Origin of the sequence: Acinetobacter sp. GFQ9D191M (assembly GCF_011174875.1) — a bacterium.
GTDB lineage: Bacteria > Pseudomonadota > Gammaproteobacteria > Pseudomonadales > Moraxellaceae > Acinetobacter.
The window spans coordinates 1-1482 of the sequence record NZ_JAALGV010000152.1 but is presented as its reverse complement, the minus strand read 5'-3'; the positions used below and the strand labels follow the sequence as shown (position 1 = coordinate 1482).

The 1482-nt window shown below is 43.3% G+C and carries 1 protein-coding gene; it reads right to left on the bottom strand.

Features of this window, described 5'->3' with window-relative positions; genetic code table 11:
• Positions 1 to 49 precede the first annotated feature (49 nt).
• On the bottom strand, positions 50 to 1375 hold the full coding sequence (locus tag G5T77_RS16635; protein ID WP_079393426.1) for an ISNCY family transposase: 1326 nt from the start codon (positions 1373 to 1375) through the stop codon (positions 50 to 52).
• Between the last annotated feature and the right edge of the window lie 107 nt (positions 1376 to 1482).

Genomic DNA, 1482 nt, shown 5'->3' with positions numbered 1-1482 from the left:
TGTTATTCCTAAGTAGAAATGTCCTACCTAATAACCAAATAGAAATGTCCTATACAGACACTTCCAAGTCAAGCACAGGATTCAGATTTCGTTCTTTGATTACTGTTTTCTGTGCACGTCTGCTCGGCATCTTTTGAGAACGATTGCGTTTGTTTTGCTGTTCTAATTCTTCGTGCTGTTGTTGAATATGATTGAGAACAGCACCTAAACGTTTATTCTCAACAACCTCTCGCTGGTTGAGCTGACTTAATTTATCGAAGATGCTGTAATTGATTTTTCTTCCTTGATGTTCAATGGCTACCGTGCCATCCGGGTATTCCAGAAACTCAAGATACTTGCCGATCAACCTTTTATTTTCTTCGGTATTTTCCAGTAAATATACGCATTTATCATAAGTAATCGTCAGGCTGTTCGTGACTCTGCGGGGTTCACGCCAGGTAAAAACATCATCTAATTCTTCGGCTGTTTCAGTGACAGTCCGGTGTAGATCCTTGGGATTAAAGGCCATATTGGCAAATTTACGATTAAATTGCTCGATAAAGCAGGGCAGCCAGGCATTCGCTTGCTCAATCGAATAGATGCCTTCCAGGCGCATTTCTTTAATCAGACGGTCCTGAAGCGTTCTATTCGCCCGTTCTACACGGCCTTTGGCTTGTGGTGAATTGGCGAAGATGATATCGATATTGAGGGTACTGAGTACGCGTCCAAACTGGGTAATCTTGGTGTCTTTCTTGCTGCTTTGATTCACCCTGAAGACTGAATGTTTATCACTGTAAAACGCCAACGGCTTACCATGCTGCTCAACATACAAACGTGTTGAAATCATATAGTCAAATGCTGATTCCGACTCACAGAAACGTAAATGCTGTAATTTTCCTGTGGCATCATCGATAAATACCAGCAGACAGCACTTAGCAGCGCGTCCTTCAAACCAGTCATGGTGTGAGCCATCGATTTGAATCAGTTCACCATAACAATCTCGGTTATAACGAGGCTGATACGGGCGTTTCAGGCGCTTGGCGCGAGGAATCCACAGATCGGCTGCAATCATCCAGGAACGCAGTGTTTCCACTGAAATATCGAATCCATGAACAGTGGTGAGCTTTTCATGCGCTAAAGTGGGTCCGAAACCATGCAGTTGATCCGAAACAATATTGAGGCACTTGAGTCTGAGCTCTTCAGGAAGCCTGGAATTGCTGATTTGGCCACGTGCAGCATGTGCTAATGCAGCTGGGCCTTGAGCTTTGTATTTTTGCAATAAACGTCTGATCTGACGTTCTGAAATATGAAGTAGCTGAGCAGCTTGGGACTGGGTTATGCGTTGATCACAGATTTCTTGCAAGACCGACAATCGTTTAAGTTCTTTATCCGACATAGACACCAACATATCAAACCGTCCGCTAAGAAAATTGCAAAAGTGCATATTCTAAAAGCGGACATTTTTACTTTGGAGAAACCGGACATTTCTACTTGGGGCTTACA

Excerpts from the sequence above, each read along its gene's own strand:
- G5T77_RS16635 (WP_079393426.1), bottom strand. The coding sequence starts at position 1,375 with ATGTCGGATAAAGAACTTAAACGATTGTCGGTCTTGCAAGAAATCTGT.